The sequence below is a fragment of the Microcoleus sp. PH2017_05_CCC_O_A genome (genome assembly GCF_020738785.1).
Taxonomy (GTDB): domain Bacteria; phylum Cyanobacteriota; class Cyanobacteriia; order Cyanobacteriales; family Microcoleaceae; genus Microcoleus.
In genome coordinates this window covers 17,663-36,907 of record NZ_JAEQCB010000167.1, presented here as the reverse complement: position 1 = coordinate 36,907, position 19,245 = coordinate 17,663, and the positions used below count along the sequence as shown (strand labels likewise).

Here is a 19,245-nt window from a genome sequence, read left to right as displayed (position 1 = left end):
TCTCCTGAAACTATTGGTTTGTCAAGGTTCTATGGTTTCTAGATTGTTTCTAGATTTAGTCTAGGTAGACTCTATTCTCCAAGTAGGCTCCTAAAGTAGGGAGCTACTTTCAGTAAGCATAGCAGATTTCCGCGAGGGCAGGGACATGCCCTCGCGGAACTGGAAAAACGGGCCCAGCGCCTGGGTGCTAATGCCGTGATCGGGGTGGAAGTTGACACCGGCACGATTAATGTAGACTCTTCGGGGGCTTTGCTGTTGATTACTGCTGTTGGGACTGCTGTCAGATTGCGTTAATAAGCCGCTTTTCCTCTATACATCAGCGAACTTTTTTAACTGGATAAAATAGTTATTGGTTATCAGCCATCAGTCATCAGTCATTAGCTAATAGCTGCTGGCTGAAAGCTGATGACTTTTTAGTTTATTTCTTCAGACATAGATACTGGTTATTTCCCCAGGCAGATATGGTTTCTATCAATCTCAGCCACAATCAATGCTTAGGTGAAAGATTGTTAAAAATAAAACCAACTCTCAAAGGAAAGGAAAAGCTATGGCATACGTAAATAGACCAGTAGACAACGTTGTTACCGAGCAGACTCTAGTTAAGCCGGTCATGGAATATCACGATTTAGTGCGGTGGGGCCCAATTTTTTCAGGTTTGGTAATTGCGATCGGCACACAACTGGTGTTAAGTGCGTTGGGTGCTGCGATCGGGTTGAGCAACATTGCTAATTCAGGAGCTCCGCGCAGTATTGCAGGCAACGTCGGTACTGGAGTAGGAATTTGGTCAATTATCAGTTTATTAATAAGCTTGGGCGTTGGCGGTTGGGTAACTGCTCGCGCTTGCGGCCCGATGAACCGCAGCACCGCGCTTTTGAACGGAGCAATTTTGTGGGCAACTACCTTAACAATTGGCTCTTGGCTGTTAGCAAATGGCGTAGCTGGGACTTTTGGCGTAGTAGCAGCGAATGCCGGAGCAGCGATTAATCAAGCCCAACAAGGCGGCGTAAATCTACCCAACCAAGCGCCTAGCGTTTCTGCTCAGGATGCTCGGAATATTGCTGAAAATGCCGCTAAAGCTGGTTGGTCATTTTTGTTCGGCTCATTATTGGGTTTGGTTGCTTCAATGGCCGGAGCATCTGCCGGCGCCCGCACTCCCCGGAATCACTTGTAAAAGTTTGGTGGGACAATCAAACTTCCGGTTCATGAAAGCACTTTTTCAAGGTGCTTTTTTATTGGGTGAATTTGTGTATTCTTCAGTCCGCGAAGGCGGACTTTGTTTGTGTACTAGCGGTTTCAACCGCCGAGTTTTATTTGTATAATGCGCTTTTTGCTGAGTCTAGATCCCCCTAAATCCCCCTTAAAAAGGGGGACTTTGATATCTTCCGGTTCCCCCCTTTTTAAGGGGGGTGCCAGGGAGATCTGGGCCTAGTCGTCAAACAGTAAATCGATAGTACATTTGACGTTAAGTTGACACTAATGGTACTCCGCGCGCACTAACAAATTAAGCTGTGAAGTATTTAGCGGCTGGGTGATAGGTGATAATTGCAGTGGTTGACTGTTCCGGATAAAGCTGTTCGCTTTCATCCATGTACAGGTTTATACGATCGCACTTTAGCAAATCCAATTGCTTGTACTGATCCGCCATATTCGGACAAGCAGGATAGCCGAAACTGTAGCGCGAACCGCGATATCGCTGCGCCAGCATATCCCGAATATTATCCGGTTCCTCGCTAGCAAAACCCAATTCCCGGCGAATCCGCGCGTGAGTCCATTCGGCTACTGCTTCCGCCGTCTGTACCGCCAATCCGTGGAAGTAGAGATAATCGGTGTATTGATTGTTAGCAAATAGCTTTTGTGCGTACTCCGTAGCAACTTCTCCCACCGTCGCTACTTGCATCGGAAATACATCGATTTTACCCGATTCTTTCGGCGCGAAGAAGTCGGCAATGCACAGCCGGCGCGCCGATTTTTGCCGGGGAAATGTCAATGTTGTCACAGGCAAGATGCCTGTGCCACTATTGGCATTCACAGGCAAGATGCCTGTGCCACTATTTTCTGCTGTGGGGTGGGCATCTTGCCCGCCCTTCATAATTTCTGGGTCATACAGATACAAGGAATTTCCTTCAGCTTGACAGGGGAAATACCCGTAAATTGCTTGCGGGTGCAGTAACTTTTCGGTGATAATTTTGTGTTTCCATTCTTCCAAGATTGGATAAACTGTCTCAGCTAAGAAAGCATCGTATTCTTCCCGCGATTGGTCTTTTGGCTTGCGGAATTGCCACTGTCCAGCAACTAAGGCTTGCAAATCTAAGTGCCAGAAAAGCTCTTCAAACGGGATTTCTTCGGGCGATAACAGTTTTGTACCCCAGAAAGGAGGATTCGGGCGATCGATATTTGCATCAACTGCTTCGGATCGCCTGGTATCAATAATCACCGGAGTGTCTGCCTTCTTAGCATCCTCAACCGCAGTTTCTGCCGAAGTTTTAGCTGCTTTCACCGCCCCATTCTCACTCCCAACTTCATCTAAAAATCCAGCCAAATCTTCCCAGTTTCCAGCAGATTTGGCTGGCATCAGTTTCTCCATAAAGTTCAAGTCAGAAAACGCATCTTTGCCGTAAACAACTTTACCGTTATAAGTATTTTGGCAATCTTCATGGACAAACTTGGGAGTCAAAGCTGCACCGCCCAAAATCACTGGAACGGTAATGCCTCTCTGGTTGAATACCTCCAAATTTTCTTTCATAAATGCGGTGGATTTTACCAGCAAGCCACTCATCGCAATACAATCGGCTTTGTGCTTTTCGTAGGCTTCGATGATATTATCAACTGGCTGTTTAATTCCCAAATTAATCACTCGGTAGCCGTTGTTTGATAGGATAATATCAACCAAGTTTTTGCCGATGTCGTGAACGTCGCCTTTGACAGTCGCAATGATAAATGTGCCTTTAGCATTGTCCCCTGATTCGGACTTTTCCATGTACGGTTCTAAATAAGCAACTGCCGCTTTCATGGTTTCGGCTGATTGCAATACAAATGGTAGCTGCATTTGTCCCGATCCGAACAATTCTCCGACTACTTTCATCCCATCTAACAAGAAGGTATTGATAATTTGCAGCGGCGGATAGGTTTCTAAGGCTTTGGCGAGTTGGATGTCGAGCCCGATGCGTTCGCCGTCGATGATGTGGCGTTTCAATCGTTCTTCGACGGGGAGGTTTTCGTCTTGGGTACGATCGCGCTTGGTAGTTTTGCCCGCAAACACCGTTGTTAGGTCGCCCAAGGGGTCGTAAATGCAAATATCGCCGTCGAACTCCCGTTCGTCGTAGATCAGTTTGCGGCAGATTTCCTGGTGTTTGGGGTCGATTTTGGCGATCGGCAAAATCTTATTGGCGCTGATAATTGCCGAATCCATCCCCGCCTGCATCGCTTCGTGCAAAAACATGGAATTCAAAACTTGGCGCGCCGCCGGATTCAAGCCGAAGGAAATGTTAGAAACTCCCAAAATCACGTGACATCCCGGCAATTCTTGGCGGATGCGGCGGATAGATTCGATGGTAGCTTTGCCGTTTTTTCGGTCTTCTTCAATTCCGGTAGAAATCGGCAAAGCCAGGGTGTCAAAAAAGAGTTCTGAGGCGGGAATTCCATAGGCGACGGCGGCGTTATAGGCGCGTTGGGCGATCGCAAATTTTTGGTCAGCAGTGCGCGCCATCCCATCTTCATCAATCGTTCCGATCACAATCCCTGCGCCGTACTTTTTAGCCAACTCCAAAACTTGATAAAAACGCGGTTCTCCGTCTTCATAGTTAGTAGAATTCAGCAAACATTTGCCGCCCGCAACTTTCAAGCCAGCTTCCATCTTTTCCCACTCGGTGGAATCCAGCATTAAAGGCAGAGTTGCATTAGTCACAACCCGGGATACTAATTCTTTCATATCGCGCACGCCGTCGCGCCCGACATAATCGACGTTGACATCGAGAACGTGCGCGCCTTCTCGCACTTGTTCTCTAGCCATTGCTACTAAACCGTCCCAGTCTTCGGCGTTTAGCAAATCGCGGCATTTTTTGGAACCGCTAGCGTTGAGTTTTTCCCCGACAATTAAGAAGGAATTTTCTTGTTCGTAGGGTTGGGCGCTATAAATTGAAGCAGCGGCTGGTTCCCAAGTAATTTCGCGAATTTTGGGTTTAAGAGTTGTGCCAATTTCTGACAGTTCGCGGATGTGATCGTAGCGAGTACCGCAGCAGCCGCCAATGACTTGCACGCCTAAGTCTTCGACGAAGCGCATCAAGGCCATTTTTAATTCAATCGGCGTCAGTTTGTAGTGTGCGTGGCCGCCAATGTTTTCGGGTAAACCAGCGTTTGGTACGCAGGAAACCACGAAGGGCGAATGTTCGGATAGATATTTGACGTGTTCCGCCATGCGATCGGGCCCGGTGGCACAGTTTAATCCTAAAATATCTATGGGATACGGCTGCAAAATAGCTAAAGCGGCGCTGATGTCGGAACCGACTAACATTGTGCCGGTGGCTTCCATTGTGACTGATACCATCAGCGGAATCCGCGCACCTTTTTTCTTAAATACTTCTTCAATGGCATTTAATGCTGATTTAATTTGCAGCACGTCTTGACAAGTTTCGACTATAAATAAGTCAACGCCGCCGTCATAAAGTCCTTCGGCTTGTTCGGTAAAAGCGGCGGTTAGCGTGTCAAAATCGATGTGTCCTAAGGTTGGCAATTTGGTACCCGGGCCGATCGATCCTGCGACAAATCTCGGTTTTTCGGGCGTGTCAAATTCTGCTGCGATATTCTTGGCGAGTTCAGCCGCCGTTTTGTTGAGATAATAGGCTTTGTCGGCTAAATCGTACTCCGCGAGCACGATGGAAGCAGCGCCGAAGGTGTCTGTTTCGATGACATCGGCGCCTGCTTCGAGGAATCCTCGGTGCACGTTGGCGACGGCTTCCGGCTTGGTGTGCACGAGATATTCGTTGCAGCCTTCGTATTCTTTGCCGCCAAAGTCTTCTGCGGTGAGGTTTTGGACTTGCAGGTTGGTTCCCATGGCGCCGTCGAAGACGATGACTGGGCGCGAGGGGTGGTGGAGTCGATCGAGAAATTTGCTATTCATCAGCGGTAAAAAGACGTAGGTGCTATATATTTACAATTTTATCTATTGTGCAATATTGTCAACAATTATGCGTATGTTGGGGAACGACTGATGACTGAAGGATTTAATGCTGCTGACGGTAGTTCGATCGCACCTACGATCTTACCGATCGCCCTGGATAATTGTCAAAATTCTGCTGTGGGCGCGGCTGTGGGGGCTAAACTGGCGATCGACTCTGAGGGGTTTTTTCGCTTAACTGTTGAGGAATTTTGCGAAAATGCGATCGAGATCGTGAAACGAGTGATGCAAAAGGGCGATCGTTTTATTTTACAGCAAGCAGGGAAGGATCTAGCTGCGATCGTTCCCGAAGCAGAGTTTCACAAGATAGATTATCTCATGGAAGAACTCAAACCCTCACAATTCTTTCCTGACGAAGAAGCATATTATGAAGATGAGAGAGGAATCCACTGCATTTACCCGGACGAACTTGTAGAAGACTTTGATAATATTTTAGCAGATGTCAAGGAATTCGACGAATTATTTGGCTTATTGCCCACTGAGGAAATGGGAGAAAATATTGATATTTTCATGTCTGTAGCTATTCTCATGTCGATCGATCGTTTTTGGGTACCGGAGTACCTAATCGCCGAGAAATCCCGACTAAAAATGCTATCATAATACTATTAGTAGGGTGTGTCGCCATTGAAATACCTCGCATCAGATCGACAATCTCATAGCGACGCACCTGACTATTAGTAGGGTGTGTCGCCATTGAAATACCTCGCATCAGATCGACAATCTCATAGCGACGCACCGGACAAAATACTAAACAACACTTCTTTCCTAACACGGCTGTTTATAACTGCTATAAGTTTGTTCACCTTCGATCGCAAAACCAATACAGAGGACTCGCAATATGAATCCGCAAACAATAACCCCGTCTCCTCCCGTACAAGAGCAAATTATCCGAGAGTCAAAAGTTGTTTTGAAAGGCGTTAGCTGGCAAACTTTTCAAGCGTTGCTTGCTGATGTTGGAGACGATCGTGCGTGGAGAATTGCCTATGACAATGGAGTATTAGAAATCAGAATGCCCTACCAAGAACATGAAATGCCTACAGGGATGTTAGAAAGTTTTATTGAAGCCCTAGCAGATGAGCTAGAAATTGAGGTAATGAAACTCCGATCTCTGCTGCTTAAACGAGAAGATTTAAGTCGCGCGATCGAACCAGATACCTGTTTCTACATCCAGAATGAAGCTTTAGTAAGAAGCAGAGATATTGACTTGGAAACCGATCCGCCGCCGGATTTGGCTGTCGAGTCGGATTACACCAATTCTTCTCTAAACAAATTCGCAATTTATGCAGCTTTGGGCGTTCCAGAAATTTGGAGATACCGCCGCCAAACTCTAGAAGTTTATCAACTTGTCGATGACAAATACGAGAGTGTTGGTCAAAGTGTAGCTTTTCCATTTTTGCCGATCGCAGAAATACCAGGATTTATCGAACAAAGCAGGGCGATCGGACAAAGATCGGCCGTGCGTCTATTTCGGACAAGAATTAGAGAAATTTTGCAAAATTCCAACCTATAATAAATGTAAAATTCCAACCCATAATAAAATATAATTGGGGTGGATCTGAGTTTGGTAAATATGATTGTAGGGGCGAAGCATGACCGCAGTCAATATGAGATTATAACTAATAACTCATATACGGTCATGCTTCGCCCTCTTGAAAAACCCGATGCACCCTATAATTGGTTCGTAGCCAGGACTTCAGTCCGCATCCAATCCAAGGACTGAAGTCCTCACTACGAACCTTTAAGAAGGACTGAAGTCCTCACTACAAACCTGTGAGTCTTAAAAAATATTAAATTTTTTGATTATTTCTTTCGCATCTTTCTCTGTGAACCTCTTTTAGCCAGGTGCTTAATTTCATTGTCGGCTGGAACATCCACTTGTTCTACAATTTCTAAATCCAAAACTTCAACCTCGCCTCCGCTGATTTCTTCAGCTTTCTCAACATCCTGCAAATCCTGCTGATGTTCGATTAACTCCAATCCAAATCCAGAATCTAAAATCGGCAATTCATCGATTTCTTCACTAATTTCAGATTCTCCAACCCAATCGTCAATTTCCGCCGCTAAATCTTCCTCAATTTCTTGACTAATTTGAGTTTCTCTAATTTCCTTCTCTACTAGCTGCAACGATAACTGCTGGTTTTCCCTTGACAAATGCTCAATCTGAGTCGATTGAATTCTAAGCTGTTCATTCAAAACGCGAATTTCTCGGTTTTGCTGCTGAATCATTTCTTCCCCATCAGCAATAGTTCGATTTCTCTCTAATATGACTTCATTTCTAGTTTCTAATTCCAAAGCGCTCATTGCTGCTTTAATTACATTATAAAAATGCGGCTTAGACACATCAACTTGTTTAGCATTATGGCGACTTTTCCCCAAAAGTCCAATCTTTTCTCCTTGCTTAACAGCCAACACAAAACCTTGATGATTTTTAATTTTTAATTCTTTGACAAAATCAACTTGAACTAAGCTGCAAATATATCTGTGACAGTCATAATAAAATTCTGCTTTCATGAAAAAGCACCCCTTTCTGCTACAGTCCCGCAGAATTATAGCACGAAGAATGTTAAATCTCGAACAAAATCTCTAAACCTATGGTGCGCGCCGATCGCCCTACCATAATTTCAAATGTATGCGATGTCAAGAGTTGTTGCTAAAATTAATCAAAAATCAATAATCGATTAAGCGTATCGCGAGTAAGCCCTGGCATTTTTAATGATTTTTTGAAACGAGCGGGCGAGACTTAAAGATTGAAAAAATAGTCATCCCTATAGCCATCAACGGTTTGAGATACTAGATTAGATCTAAAACTGTCCTTCGTATTGCTAATCAATAATAAATAATATCTTCCTCCAACTCAATCACACCCGCAATCAACTTCCAACAAGGATCGTCTCCTTCCCAATCATCAGGCCGCCAAGGCATACTTAAACTGATGGTTAGCAAACAAGCTTTTTCCGGGCGATAACCCAAATCCAACCTTCTAGTAAACACCGGATCGGTAATTGTTGCCGTCAATTTTTGATTGTATGCAGTTAGAATAGATCCTTCCCATTTATTCCCACCTTCAAATCTTTTGCCGACGATTCTTACGGTAAATTTTACTGCTTTTATTAATTGTAAAGTAATGCGCTCTTCCCTTGGCAAAGACTGCATATAATCTACTGTCACAAATCGCAAATCATTATGCAAAATATATGCCCGATCGCGGAAATATTTCAGTAAATATGCAGAAGAAACCTTCCCGACGTGCTGCCATTTTCCCGGAATAATAGACAGATTTTCACACTCAAAACCAAAATCCGGCCCCGTATTTGCCAAAGGAATGTCTATAACATCTAATAATGCCGGTTCCAGTCTATTTATCTGCCGTATTTCTTTAGGAATCTGGCCGTCTGGTAAGTCGGAAATTGGACGTACCCAGTTACCATTAATTTCATTAATTCCAGCGATGCACCTGTCACCTCGTTTCCAGGAATTAGCAAGGCAAATTATCCGAGTCATTCGATTTTAGATGTTAGATTTTAGATTGATTCCTGTATTTATGGCGTACACTCCCCGCCAGCTATGCAATTCAAAGATGACTAATTTTGACATTTTGCCACTTATCGTTGAGATATTCAGCAACTAAACGGCGGTGACAGTTGTGAGGCTGTGGTTCGCTACAAAGCAGACACCCGCAGTCTAGAATATCCGGCGAAATTTTTTGCTCAATTTGTCGATCGCGAATCAACTGCAAAAACTGCTGTTCATAAACATCCCAATCTCCCTTTTTCTTTTTATAATCATCCAGAATATCTTGAGTCGGCGCTAAATCCAGAATATGCACATACTTAATATTACCAATTGTCCGCAAAAAATACTCTAAATCTTTCCGCTTAGCAAAACCAGCTAACTGGGACACATTATTCAGCCGCGTATCTATCACCCTGCGGACTCCGGCTTTTATCAAAGTATCAAAAAATTGCTCGGCGCTTTTTTGAGTAAAACCAATTGTAAATAAATTAATTGCTTTCTTTGGTGACATAAGCGATTTCCAATCCATAACGATAATAAGCTGTTTCTAAATCAACTATTTCATCTTTAACTTGAGGTTCTAATTCAAACAAGCTTAACTGAATTGGCTGATTATTTTTTTTACCTTTGTTAAACTTGCTCAAAAGTCTTGCTTCTACATCCTGATGCGATTCTAAACTGCCATCGGACAGAATATGATTTATTTGCAAATTAAATTCTTTGAGTTTGTGGCAAACTAAAATAGTGCGGTGACAAGTAATCGGGTCTTTTTCCGCACACATTAAACTGATTTTATAATTGGTGGCGCCTTTGAGCAAGCGTTGAATTCCTGAGGCAAATAGAGGAGTCGCTGCTATGCGATCGTACAAAGCTTTACCGCTAGTATCGTAACAGCTTAAGTCTTCCGGCCTCGCACCCAATTCTTGCCCCAAAAAAACATATTGAATGCCCGCAGCAGACAGAGAAGCTGTAATTTCTGATTTATTAAAATGAGGTAAATAGCGGCTGAAAGGATGCGATCGCACGTCCGCAACCGCTGTAATTCCGTGTTGTTCCAATAACAAAATAAACGCTTCAATACTGTGATTGGAGTGTCCGATCGTAAATACTTCCATTGCTTCGATCTTACTATTAAGTATTCAGCTTGCAGGCTAGATTTTCTGTAGTCTGATAGTTTCAACCAGCAGGTTTCTTCACCAACTTTTGAATCCCAATTTGCAAACCCAGCAGCATTAAGCCGACTGCCGCCAGCCCAAAAACGCCCGTACCTAAAGCCACCATCCCCACGACTAAAGTTCGCACGGCGACACTAATTTTAAGCACAGTAATATTGGTGGAATGCAGCGGCTTGCTAGCAAAATTTAGAGCGATCGACATAGTTAGCGAATACAAACCAAAAGCGAACACACTCGCGATCAGCGAACCAATCACGCACCGCAAAACAGTCGGCTGCTTGGGAGATGCAGGCGTTGCATCCCGCGCCGAACTTAGAGGTTCAGAAGTAGAATTTGGATTAGTTAAATCAGCCATGGCGATTTTAGATTTTAGATTTTAGATTTTAGATTTCTGGTTAATTTACCAAAACTAAAATCGGTGTTTCATGTCATTTTATCAGTTCTGCGATCTTAATAGACTCCGCGCAAAGTTAGATTCATTTTTGCCGTTAGCGCAGCCCTCGGAGAGGATCGCCCCCACTGACATTTAACCGACGATCGCGATCGCACCCGACAGCGAGTTACACCCTCACAATCGGCGGTTTCGTATCATTTCCTTCCGAAAAAATCCGAATCCCAGTATTGCTAAACTTTGCTACCCAAAAATCCAAATCGGGAGAAGCGATCGCACTTTTCACCCGTTCCAGAACCTGCTGAGCCTGCTCTGGAGACTCACACAGCGCAAACACCGTCGGCCCGGAACCGGACATCATCGCGCCCAAAACCCCCGCCGACTCAAAAGCCTCCCGCAATTGCAACACCTGCGGGTACACGGGTAAAGCAACTTTTTCTAAATCGTTGTGCAGCAATTGACCAATTTTCGATCGATCTTTTTGGGCGATCGCCCCCACCATCGGCCCTGAATGTAGCCTTTGGCGGCGACATTCCAAATCTTCTGGTGCACAATAGGAACTACTGAACTGTTTGCGATAAGTTTGATACGACCATGCAGTAGAAATACTGAGATTGCGAAACTTCGCCAGCACCACACAAAAACCTCCCAAATCAGGCAGGGGAGAGAGTTTATCCCCACGACCTGTTGCCAGAGCCGTACCTCCTCCAATGCAAAAAGGCACATCAGAACCCAGAGTTCCCCCCAACTCTTGCAACTCCGATTGAGTGAGTCCCAATTGCCACAGCAAGTCCATCCCGACTAAAACTGCGGCAGCATTTGCAGAACCGCCGGCGAGCCCCGCGGCCACCGGAATCTGCTTGTGAATGGCAATCTCGACTCCGCCGTATTTCGCCAAAGCATCTGGAAATTGCTGCGCCAACAAATCCGCCGCGCGATAAGCCAGATTATTCTTGTCTGGCGGGACTTGGGGGTGATCGCAGCGCACGCGGATCGTGTCCGTTCCGATCGCGCGCAAGTCAATTCGATCGGCCAAATCTATGCTTTGAAGCACCATCGCCAGTTCGTGATATCCGTCGGGGCGATCGCCTATTATCTCCAAATACAGATTGATTTTTGCTGAAGCTAGCAGAGAATATGAACGCATAGGTGATTAAGCCGCGGGTGAAAGAAACCCCTGGTTGAAGAAATTAATTGACACCAGTCAGACTACATTTTCTCACAACTCAAAGGAAATATTATGCAGGAAATGTGGAAAACTTTTTTTAGTTCGGGGTCATTTATTCCCCACGGGCGCTGTTATCGATGGCAGACCAAGTTAGTCTGGCTGCACGTAGCCTCAGATTCAATAATTGCGATCGCCTATTTCTCGCTCCCGATTACACTGCTTTACTTTATTTCCAAACGCGAAAGTCATTAGTCATTATTCATCAGTCATGTTTTGCGAGTAAACAAGAGTTCGCGAACGTTATTAATCATCAGTTATCAGTAAACTTATTGCATAAATCTTTGATTGATAGGCGAACCACAGATGCAACCGACGATGCAACGCAGATTATTTCCAGATAAGAAAGCTTGGGAGTGCAAGGATTCTAGTCATCGGAAAACAAATTATTGCTCAAATTTACCCATTGCGCCACGCTTAAATCTTCAGCGCGAGATTGAGGATTGATCTGTAACTTTTCTAACAATTGAACGAGTTTATCTAAATCCACAGATCCTTTTAAATTATTACGCAGCATCTTGCGCTTGCTGCCAAATCCTAACTTGACTAAAGTCTCTAAATAACGCGGATTAACTGCTGGCGTTTCTATCACTCGGGGCAGCAGCCGCACCACGGCGGAATCGACTTTTGGCGGCGGATAAAAGTCTCTAGACGGCACATCGCAAATTAACTCGCATTCTGCTAAATACTGCACCCGCACCGACAAAGCGCCAAAAGCTGTCGAACCAGGTTTAGCGTAAAGCCTTTGGGCTACTTCTTTCTGCACCAACAGGACGATCGCATCGAAGGGTTTCGCAACCGGCACAGATATCGTTCCCAGCAGTTTTTGCAGGATGGGGCCGGTGATATTGTAGGGAATGTTGGCAACAACTTTATTGGGATCTTGGAATTTGGGAAAGGCGATTAGTTCAGCCTCTAAATCCATTTCCAGAAAATCGCCTTGTAGCAGTAAAAAGTTGTCGTTTTTGCCTAGTTGCTTGGCGAGTTTTAGGCACAAATCTCGATCGATCTCCACCGCAACAACAGACTCAGCCGCAGCAAGCAAGGGTCGAGTCAGAATCCCAGTGCCCGGCCCGATTTCCAGGACGCGATCGCCCGACAAACTCGCCGCTTTGACAATCTTATCTAAGGCTTTCTCGCTTTTGAGCCAATGTTGAGCAAACTGTTTCCGGGGTCTGGTCGATCGCATTTTTTGAATTCTTCGAGAAATCTTAGCCTGCCATTCTATCACAACCCCATATTTTTTCCCAAGCTAAAGTTATGTTTATTTTTGTAAACAGGGGTTGAATTCAGCAAAAAACTTGGGCATCATAAAATAATTAACGATAAAAAATAAGTTTATTTCTTCCCAATTACCAATTACCAATTACCAATTACCAATTACCAATTACCAATTACCAATTACCAATTCCCCAAAAATGAAATTCCAACGAGTATTTGGTACATTACCCCAAACCCAAGCCAGCGCGCCCGGAAGAGTAAATATGCTGGGCGAACACACAGACTACAACGATGGATTTGTACTTCCGACTGCGATTGGGCAGCGCACAACAGTACAAATTGGCTTCAGCAGCGATACCCGACACCATTTTTATTCAGCCGAATATGACGAACTCATAAATTTTTCAGACGACGATACCATACCGCAAAAATTCGTCAGTTATATCTGTGGCTGCATCAGACTTTTAGAAAAAGAAGGGTACAAAATACCACCAATAAATCTCTACATTACCTCCGATGTGCCGATCGGCGCCGGTTTGTCCAGCAGCGCGGCTTTAGAAATAGCCACCCTCAGAGCAATCCGCGCGCTGCTGAACCTCCCCCTAGACGACGTGCGGCTGGCTCAAATCGGACAGCTAACCGAAATCCGGTATGCCGGGGTGAACTGTGGCATCATGGATCAAATGGCGTCGAGTTTAGCAGACACCAACACGATGCTATTTATCGACACCCGCAGCCTCGAATACCGCGCGCTACCTTTTCCCACAGGCACAGAAATTTTAGTCATTGACAGCGGTGAAAGCCACAACCTAGCAGCCGGAAGTGGCTACAACCAGCGGCGTGCTGAGTGCGAAGAATCCGCCCGGATATTGGGAGTTAAAGCCCTTAGGGATATCAGCGATCCCAAAGCAGTGGAAGTATTGCCAGAACCCCTAAAAAGGCGATCGCGCCACGTAGTCACCGAAAACAACCGCGTGCTGCAAGCTGTAAAATCTTTACCAGCCGAACGTTTCGGCGATTTAATGAATGCTTCCCATGCGAGTTTGCGCGACGACTACGAAGTTTCGGTGGTTGCAGTAGATGCCTTGGCGGCAATCTTGCAGTCAATCCCCGGAGTCTTCGGCGCGAGGCTGACGGGCGGAGGTTTTGGCGGTGCTTGTGTTGCACTGGTTAAGAGTGGGAAAGCCGATGTTATTGCATCAGAGGCGATCGATCGTTACCACCGCGCGGGTTATAATGGTCGCGTTTTAGTTCCCGAAGTTCAAGTTAATTCTTAATCGCAGAACTATCTCCCGACACCGAAGGCCACCGCACAGTCACGATAACCGAATCCTCCTCGGCCGACCAATAATGAGGCACTCCCGGCAGCCAGAGAGCATAATCTCCTTCACAACACAGCAAGATTTCTTGCGAAGGAAATTGCAAGCGAAACCGCCCTTTTACCAGAATAGAAAGCGTAGTTGCTGCCGCATTTACCGCCCACTGAGTCCTGCAATCTCCGGCCGAGTGAACGCCCCATTTTACCTCTAACGCAGAAGTCGATCGCGCGTCATCTTCGGGCATTATAAAGTGACCCGCAAACCAACCGCCGCGACTTGCACCTTCAGCACCCGCATTTCCAAAAATCACTTCAGGTGGCATCAGTTAATAATCTAACAAACAAATATTTTAAGTAACACAAACTCAAAGGTTCGTAGTAAGAACTTTAGTCATAAACACAACAGGCAATTGATCTTTAGGTACGTTGTTGCGCTTCAGCGCTCTTTGATAGATCTAGCATAGCGCCCAAGCGCAACAACGTACCTCATCCTTGATGATTTTTAGACGAGCCAACACGATCGCAATTATAACTTGCGGCCCGAAGATTGACCTTCCGTCGTAGCTATTTCCCCAGCTTCCATAAACTGCTTAAAGTGGCGCAAATCGTCAGCAATTTGCTGTTCTGGATCTTCCCCAAATAGTTTAGCAGCGCCCGCACCGATCGCACCGCCCGGAGGGTTGTATTCGATCGCCACTTTTACCTTTGATTCGCATCCGCAGCCGACTGCAAACCCTCCACAACCCCGAGTCCGCGCGCCGCCAAACTGCCGCCCGCAACCGCCAGCAAAGCACCTCTGAGTGAACGCTGCGACAAACCAAACAGCACCAGCGCTCGCCCACCAATTAACGAAGCCCAGCGTTCGGTATCGCTGGTGTTAGCTTGGTTTTGTTTGTCAGAATTTGCGATCGAAGTAGATTCGATTGCTTTAAACCTCGTCAGTCGATTTTAGATTTTAGATTTTAGATTCTTCGACTTCGCGATCGAACCAGTTTTAGATTTTAGATTTACTCCACAGATAAATCTGCGAGGTCTAACTAAGGTCTAAAATCTTGGGATACCCACGACAGCCCTGCGGGGACTTCCGTTTTTGGGCGGGTCAATTAATCGTGAAAAACAGCAGCAAAAGGGGCAACCCAAACAGATCCATCGAAACTGGGATTCTCAGAAAGATTCGCGGATGTTGTTGGGCTTGGGCCCTCTTGGTTTAAGGGTTGTGTGGGCTGTCAGTTATACCTCATCTTTTTGAGAAAGGCTATATATAGATAGTGCTGTCCCCGCTCGCGAGTTGTACAATACGCGAGCGGGGACAGCACTATAATAAAAAAAATGCTTTTTACAAAATTGAGATGCTCCCACATGAATCGCCTCAAACCGTCCCTGAAAAAGTGAACCAACTCTTTGATAGCGTTTATTAATAGCCTTAGTATAAGACAGAGTAAATGCCTGCATCAGGTTGGAAAAACGATTGGTGTTCAGGTGAACTAATAAATGATAGTGGTTCGGTATCAAACAATAAGCAAGAATATCGACACCATGAGTAATCAGATGGTTTCTTAATTGGCGTAAAAAATAAATATAGTTTTCTCGTTCAAAAAATATCAACTGACGGTTATTACCTCGGTTATAAACATGGTAGTAATTACCCGCTTGCAAGATAACTTGGCGACGTGGCATATCAGAAGGTAGGTGAGTGGCTAGCCGGAGTCAGAAACTGGGAGGCTCAGAAACCGGGTTTCTACGAAAAATCTGGTGAGGTTGTTTAAATTATCGCAGAAACCCGGTTTCTTGGACTAAGCGCGTGGAACTCAGAAACCGGGTTTCTCGCGAAAATCTGGTGAAGAGGCGTAAATTCTCACAGAAACCCGGTTTCTTGGGCTCAGCGCGGGAACTCAGAAACCGGGTTTCTATGAAAAATCTCGTGAAGATACGAAAATTCTCGTAGAAACCCGGTTTCTCGGACTCAGCGCGTGGGACTCAGAAACCGGGTTTCTCGCGAAAATCTCGTGAAGAGGCGTAAATTGTCGTAGAAACCCGGTTTCTTGGACTAGGCGCGTCGAGATTCAGAAACCGGGTTTCTTCAGATCATCTCATGAGGAGGCGTAAATTCTCGTAGAAACCCGGTTTCTCGGACTCAGCGCGTGGGACTCAGAAACCGGGTTTCTGCGTAAAATCTCATGAGGAGGCGTAAATTACCGTAGAAACCCGGTTTCTTGGACTAGGCGCGTCGAGATTCAAAAACCTTACTCAAACCTCACGAATCGCCAAAATATTCGTGTTATTTTGTAGTGAGATTAAGGAATATTCAAAATCAAATCATGTCTCAAGATCGCCCTTTCATCTCAAAAGGCGATGATCGAACTTATATACAAAAATCAAAATAAGGAATTGGCAATGTCAGGAACTGAGGGCGATCGGAAAGCATATCAGCGCATTGGAAAAGCGCGGCGAGAGGGAGCAAAAACACTCAATCTTAGCGATCTGGAACTGACGAAACTGCCAGAGGCGATCGCCTCCCTCACTCAGTTGGAAAAGCTTTACCTTCACAACAACCAACTGACAAAACTGCCAGAGGCAATCGCCTCCCTCACCGAATTACAACAGCTTTACCTCCACAACAACCAACTGACGAAACTGCCAGAGGCGATCGCCTCCCTCACCCAGTTGCGTGGGCTTTACCTTTCCAGTAACCAACTGAGGGAACTACCAGAAGCGATGGTCTTCCTCACCGAGTTGCGACTGCTCTACCTCCACAACAACCCTCTCAATTCTGACCTCGCCGCCGCCTATGAACAAGGCACTAAAGCCCTTTTGCAATACCTGCGGGCAAAAGCAGAAGCACAAATCACCCTGAACGAAGCCAAACTGATTTTGATCGGTGAAGGCGAAGTAGGCAAAAGTTGTCTCCTCGGAGCATTGCGCGAGGATGAATGGCTAGAAAGTCGTCCCACCACTCACGGCATTGAAATTAAACCAGTCATTGTCACCCATCCCGACACCGACACAGAAATATCCCTCAATGGTTGGGATTTTGGCGGCCAACCCGTTTATCGACCAACGCACCAGTTGTTTTTCAGTGCTCCAGCCGTGTATTTAGTGGTGTGGAAGCCACGGGAAGGCCCCCAGCAAGGCTTTGTCAAAGAGTGGATTACCCTAATCAAGCATCGGGAACCAGATGCCAAAGTGCTAGTAGTCGCCACCCACGGCGGCCCCGGACAGCGACAACCCGACATTGACAGACAGGAAATTTGCGATCGATTCGGCTGCGATACGGTGCTTGGCTTCTTTCATATCGACAGCAAACCTGACACTCAGAACTCCTGCAACGGCGTGGCAGAATTAAAAAGTGCGATCGCTAATGTCGCCGCCTCTCTTCCCGAAATGGGACGTTCGGTTCCCGCCAAATGGCAGCGAGTGCGGGAAATCTTGCAGACAAACGACAAAGCCTATCTGCCCTACGATGAAGTTATTGCCATCTGCACTCAGCACGGAATCGATAAAGAACAAGCAGAACTTTTCCTTCGTATTTCCCATACCTTGGGGCATATCATCCATTACCACTACGATCCAATACTGCGGGATATTGTCATCCTCAAACCCGACTGGTTGGCCAAGGCAATTAGCTTCGTACTTGATGATGAAACGACCCGCCGCCGCAACGGTTTAGTAGACTTTGAGCATCTGGGTGAATTATGGAGGAATCCCCCGTTTCCAGGCGAGAACGGCTATCCGAAAGAACTACATCCCATCTTTCTGAAGCTGATGGAACGCTTCGATTTATCTTACCGCGTGGTGCTCGACCCAACTAAACCCAGCAATACGAGCTTGATTGCTCAACTCGTACCCGATACACGCCCGGAATTGTCCAATTGGGGACAGCAACCGGAAGCCGGAGACAGACAACAAATACAAATCTGCCGCATTGTGGACGATCGAGGACAACTTGCAGTCGCAGAAGGATTGTTTTACCAGTTAATTGTGCGCTTGCACAAATACTCACTGGGGCGATGCAATTACGAACAAAGTATCCATTGGCAACGCGGTTTGATGCTTGACGATGACTACAACGGTCGGGCATTGCTGGAATATATTGACAGTGATGTCAAAATCACCGTGCGGGCGGCTTATCCAGAACGGTTCTTGTCTTATCTCACGGCAGAGATTAAATGGCTAGTCGAAAATTATTGGAAAGGATTGCTATGTAATGTGATGGTTCCTTGTATTGCGCCTTGTGGTAAAAATCTGCCTGGGAACGGGCTATTTGAGGTAGAAAAACTAATTAAGAGCAAAAAGAAGAATCGGGATGAGCATCAATGTCACATTTCAGGCTGCGATGAATGGCAAAATATCGATTCTTTACTGAATAACGCACCAATTGCTCCACCTCCATCCCAAGAAATCGGCATTCAGCAGTTCCAAAAAATTGTTGACAAGCTAAACATCATCCACGAAAATATAGCGACTTCCGATAGTCGAAATCAAGAACGATATCAGTCATTGTCTCAGGAACAGCGGATCATTCTCAGCAAAGTCGATGAGCAATTTGCGTCACTGATGCAAATGCTCACCGATGAAGCCAAAGATGGCCCGCGCCTGTTCAGTTTCAAGCCCGTAGATCCCAAGTTTTTCGATCGCCCAAAATGGATTAGTACAAAATTGCAAATAACCCTCTGGTGCGAACACTCTCGTCAACCGCTTCCCGCCTTAAATCCTCACGACAAGCAGAAAGGAGTTTATGAATTGGAAGTATCGCGCCAATGGTTTACCATAGCAGCCCCCTATCTCAAAATTTTGACCGGAACCCTGAGTCTAGTCTTACCTGTCGCAGCCTCTGCCACCAAGTTCATGCTAGACGAAGCTACCTACAAAGGCATTGAAGAAGAACTCGATTTAGGACAAAAAAGCATCGAATCTACCTTGAAAGGTAGCGATTTAGCTACTAATTTGTCTGGCGAAAATGACATCCCAGATTGGCAACAGGGCGACTCAGCAATCATGGCGAAAGGCTCGATTTTGCGAGAATTACACGCGCTGCTAAAAGCCAAAGATCCTGGTTTTGGTGGCTTAGTTCGGGTGCAGAACAGACGGCGCGAATTCCTGTGGGTTCACGAGCAGTTTGTAGATGAGTATTAATATTGTTCGCCGATCGCCCGTTCCGCGCTACGATCGAACTATGATTCGGCGATTAAAATCGCTTCTACAAAAACGAAGTCCGCCTTCGCGGACTAA

Annotated in this window: 17 protein-coding genes and 1 pseudogene; 7 read left to right on the top strand and 11 right to left on the bottom strand. The window is 45.8% G+C overall.

From position 1 onward, the window contains the following. Nucleotides 1-132: 132 nt before the first annotated feature. Both JGK20_RS28600 and JGK20_RS28595 read left to right on the top strand, forming a co-directional pair. Nucleotides 133-294: pseudogene (locus JGK20_RS28600) on the top strand (heavy metal-binding domain-containing protein); the annotation flags it as partial. A 253-nt stretch (nt 295-547) separates the two neighbouring features. Further along, entirely contained in the window at nt 548-1,171 is a 624-nt protein-coding gene (locus JGK20_RS28595; protein WP_293185976.1) for a hypothetical protein, read from the top strand. Nucleotides 1,172-1,501: 330 nt separating this feature from the next. Here JGK20_RS28595 and metH read toward each other — a convergent pair whose 3' ends face one another. Beyond that, the gene (gene metH, locus JGK20_RS28590) at nt 1,502-5,116 is read right to left on the bottom strand and encodes a methionine synthase (RefSeq protein WP_293232994.1); all 3,615 of its coding nucleotides are present in this window, start codon (nt 5,114-5,116) and stop codon (nt 1,502-1,504) included. Nucleotides 5,117-5,206: 90 nt separating this feature from the next. On the opposite strand from metH, the gene JGK20_RS28585 reads away from it, so the two are divergent. Further along, nucleotides 5,207-5,773 (top strand): type II toxin-antitoxin system Phd/YefM family antitoxin, encoded by a 567-nt coding sequence (locus JGK20_RS28585; protein WP_293193291.1) that lies wholly within the window; start codon nt 5,207-5,209, stop codon nt 5,771-5,773. A 238-nt stretch (nt 5,774-6,011) separates the two neighbouring features. Then, on the top strand, nt 6,012-6,683 hold the full coding sequence (locus JGK20_RS28580; RefSeq protein ID WP_293185980.1) for a Uma2 family endonuclease: 672 nt from the start codon (nt 6,012-6,014) through the stop codon (nt 6,681-6,683). A 290-nt stretch (nt 6,684-6,973) separates the two neighbouring features. Here the strand turns inward: JGK20_RS28580 and JGK20_RS28575 are convergent, their stop codons facing one another. The 6 genes from JGK20_RS28575 to ispE form a co-directional block, all read right to left on the bottom strand. Next, nucleotides 6,974-7,684: a hypothetical protein gene (locus JGK20_RS28575; RefSeq protein WP_293232993.1), complete on the bottom strand. Its 711-nt coding sequence runs from the start codon at nt 7,682-7,684 to the stop codon at nt 6,974-6,976. Between the two features lie 315 nt (nt 7,685-7,999). Beyond that, a complete protein-coding gene (locus JGK20_RS28570) occupies nt 8,000-8,674 on the bottom strand; it encodes a hypothetical protein (protein ID WP_293232991.1) in 675 nt (224 codons plus the stop codon). A gap of 70 nt (nt 8,675-8,744) precedes the next feature. Next, the gene (locus JGK20_RS28565; protein ID WP_293185983.1) at nt 8,745-9,197 is read right to left on the bottom strand and encodes a DUF488 domain-containing protein; all 453 of its coding nucleotides are present in this window, start codon (nt 9,195-9,197) and stop codon (nt 8,745-8,747) included. Further along, on the bottom strand, nt 9,175-9,801 hold the full coding sequence (locus JGK20_RS28560) for a DUF488 domain-containing protein (protein ID WP_293185985.1): 627 nt from the start codon (nt 9,799-9,801) through the stop codon (nt 9,175-9,177). The genes JGK20_RS28565 and JGK20_RS28560 overlap by 23 nt, the downstream gene beginning before the upstream one ends. A gap of 61 nt (nt 9,802-9,862) precedes the next feature. Further along, nucleotides 9,863-10,216: a DUF3082 domain-containing protein gene (locus tag JGK20_RS28555; protein WP_293185987.1), complete on the bottom strand. Its 354-nt coding sequence runs from the start codon at nt 10,214-10,216 to the stop codon at nt 9,863-9,865. A gap of 205 nt (nt 10,217-10,421) precedes the next feature. Next, a complete protein-coding gene (gene ispE, locus JGK20_RS28550; RefSeq protein ID WP_293147908.1) occupies nt 10,422-11,399 on the bottom strand; it encodes a 4-(cytidine 5'-diphospho)-2-C-methyl-D-erythritol kinase in 978 nt (325 codons plus the stop codon). A 93-nt stretch (nt 11,400-11,492) separates the two neighbouring features. Between ispE and JGK20_RS28545 the strand changes: the two genes are divergently transcribed. After that, nucleotides 11,493-11,672 carry a hypothetical protein gene (locus tag JGK20_RS28545; protein WP_293185988.1) on the top strand — a complete coding sequence of 60 codons (180 nt, stop codon included), beginning with the start codon at nt 11,493-11,495 and terminating at the stop codon, nt 11,670-11,672. 172 nt (nt 11,673-11,844) lie between these two features. On the opposite strand, the gene rsmA is transcribed toward JGK20_RS28545, so the two are convergent. After that, nucleotides 11,845-12,666 (bottom strand): 16S rRNA (adenine(1518)-N(6)/adenine(1519)-N(6))-dimethyltransferase RsmA, encoded by an 822-nt coding sequence (gene rsmA / locus JGK20_RS28540; RefSeq protein ID WP_293185990.1) that lies wholly within the window; start codon nt 12,664-12,666, stop codon nt 11,845-11,847. A 229-nt stretch (nt 12,667-12,895) separates the two neighbouring features. Here rsmA and galK point away from each other — a divergent pair, with 229 nt between their 5' ends. Further along, nucleotides 12,896-13,975 (top strand): galactokinase, encoded by a 1,080-nt coding sequence (galK, locus tag JGK20_RS28535; RefSeq protein WP_293185992.1) that lies wholly within the window; start codon nt 12,896-12,898, stop codon nt 13,973-13,975. Here galK and JGK20_RS28530 read toward each other — a convergent pair. From JGK20_RS28530 to JGK20_RS28520, 3 genes are all read right to left on the bottom strand, one after another. Continuing rightward, nucleotides 13,965-14,339: a signal peptidase I gene (locus JGK20_RS28530; RefSeq protein WP_293185993.1), complete on the bottom strand. Its 375-nt coding sequence runs from the start codon at nt 14,337-14,339 to the stop codon at nt 13,965-13,967. The genes galK and JGK20_RS28530 overlap by 11 nt on opposite strands. Nucleotides 14,340-14,542: 203 nt before the next feature. Further along, nucleotides 14,543-14,713: a hypothetical protein gene (locus tag JGK20_RS34680; protein WP_325315344.1), complete on the bottom strand. Its 171-nt coding sequence runs from the start codon at nt 14,711-14,713 to the stop codon at nt 14,543-14,545. Nucleotides 14,714-15,246: 533 nt separating this feature from the next. Further along, on the bottom strand, nt 15,247-15,693 hold the full coding sequence (locus tag JGK20_RS28520) for a transposase (RefSeq protein ID WP_293193289.1): 447 nt from the start codon (nt 15,691-15,693) through the stop codon (nt 15,247-15,249). A gap of 675 nt (nt 15,694-16,368) precedes the next feature. On the opposite strand from JGK20_RS28520, the gene JGK20_RS28515 reads away from it, so the two are divergent. After that, nucleotides 16,369-19,149, top strand: coding sequence for a COR domain-containing protein (locus tag JGK20_RS28515; RefSeq protein ID WP_293232989.1), 2,781 nt, complete (start codon nt 16,369-16,371; stop codon nt 19,147-19,149). The last annotated feature ends 96 nt before the right edge of the window (nt 19,150-19,245 follow it).

What these genes read in the sequence shown, in the direction of transcription:
- JGK20_RS28595 (WP_293185976.1), top strand. Translation starts at nt 548, where the DNA reads ATGGCATACGTAAATAGACCAGTAGACAACGTTGTTACCGAGCAGACT.
- metH (WP_293232994.1), bottom strand. Translation starts at nt 5,116, where the DNA reads ATGAATAGCAAATTTCTCGATCGACTCCACCACCCCTCGCGCCCAGTC.
- JGK20_RS28585 (WP_293193291.1), top strand. Translation starts at nt 5,207, where the DNA reads ATGACTGAAGGATTTAATGCTGCTGACGGTAGTTCGATCGCACCTACG.
- JGK20_RS28580 (WP_293185980.1), top strand. Translation starts at nt 6,012, where the DNA reads ATGAATCCGCAAACAATAACCCCGTCTCCTCCCGTACAAGAGCAAATT.
- JGK20_RS28575 (WP_293232993.1), bottom strand. Translation starts at nt 7,684, where the DNA reads ATGAAAGCAGAATTTTATTATGACTGTCACAGATATATTTGCAGCTTA.
- JGK20_RS28570 (WP_293232991.1), bottom strand. Translation starts at nt 8,674, where the DNA reads ATGACTCGGATAATTTGCCTTGCTAATTCCTGGAAACGAGGTGACAGG.
- JGK20_RS28565 (WP_293185983.1), bottom strand. Translation starts at nt 9,197, where the DNA reads ATGTCACCAAAGAAAGCAATTAATTTATTTACAATTGGTTTTACTCAA.
- JGK20_RS28560 (WP_293185985.1), bottom strand. Translation starts at nt 9,801, where the DNA reads ATGGAAGTATTTACGATCGGACACTCCAATCACAGTATTGAAGCGTTT.
- JGK20_RS28555 (WP_293185987.1), bottom strand. Translation starts at nt 10,216, where the DNA reads ATGGCTGATTTAACTAATCCAAATTCTACTTCTGAACCTCTAAGTTCG.
- ispE (WP_293147908.1), bottom strand. Translation starts at nt 11,399, where the DNA reads ATGCGTTCATATTCTCTGCTAGCTTCAGCAAAAATCAATCTGTATTTG.
- JGK20_RS28545 (WP_293185988.1), top strand. Translation starts at nt 11,493, where the DNA reads ATGCAGGAAATGTGGAAAACTTTTTTTAGTTCGGGGTCATTTATTCCC.
- rsmA (WP_293185990.1), bottom strand. Translation starts at nt 12,666, where the DNA reads ATGCGATCGACCAGACCCCGGAAACAGTTTGCTCAACATTGGCTCAAA.
- galK (WP_293185992.1), top strand. Translation starts at nt 12,896, where the DNA reads ATGAAATTCCAACGAGTATTTGGTACATTACCCCAAACCCAAGCCAGC.
- JGK20_RS28530 (WP_293185993.1), bottom strand. Translation starts at nt 14,339, where the DNA reads ATGCCACCTGAAGTGATTTTTGGAAATGCGGGTGCTGAAGGTGCAAGT.
- JGK20_RS28520 (WP_293193289.1), bottom strand. Translation starts at nt 15,693, where the DNA reads ATGCCACGTCGCCAAGTTATCTTGCAAGCGGGTAATTACTACCATGTT.
- JGK20_RS28515 (WP_293232989.1), top strand. Translation starts at nt 16,369, where the DNA reads ATGATCGAACTTATATACAAAAATCAAAATAAGGAATTGGCAATGTCA.